The organism is Pantoea sp. B9002 (genome assembly GCF_013385945.1).
Taxonomy (GTDB): domain Bacteria; phylum Pseudomonadota; class Gammaproteobacteria; order Enterobacterales; family Enterobacteriaceae; genus Pantoea.
This window is the reverse complement of sequence record NZ_JACAPA010000166.1, coordinates 1-379: the sequence shown is the minus strand read 5'-3', so window position 1 is coordinate 379 and position 379 is coordinate 1. Positions and strand designations below refer to the sequence as shown.

Annotated in this window: 1 protein-coding gene; it reads right to left on the bottom strand. The window is 61.7% G+C overall.

Going from position 1 to position 379, the window contains the following annotated elements; translation table 11 throughout:
- On the bottom strand, positions 1–366 hold a 366-nt coding region (locus HX773_RS25675; RefSeq protein WP_255433346.1), incomplete at its 3' end, for an aconitase family protein.
- Positions 367–379: the final 13 nt, after the last annotated feature.

Sequence of the window (379 nt, the reverse complement as noted above, 5' to 3'; positions counted from 1 at the left end):
GGGATTGGAAGTGTTGGTGCAACTGGTGATTGCAGCCAGAACCACCGAACCATTGTCCAGGCCGGCAGGAAGGTGGGCAGCAGGTGCCTTTTGCCCCAGCACGATGCGCTGATGCGGCTGCTTGGGCCCTGCAATCGAACGTGCGACAGCGCTCAGGTTGAGCGTGACCACACGGTTGTACTCGGCCTCGGCAAGGCTGTCATGCCAAAGGCCCTGGGCACGTGCATAGGCTTCCGTGAGAGCGGAAATCCGGCCACCGCGCCCGGTCATACGCAGGTAATGCAGCGTACGGTCATCAATGGCAAACATCGCCGCCGTCGCACCGAACTCCGGCGCCATGTTCGACAAGGTTCCACGGTCAGCCAGGGACAGCTGAGAT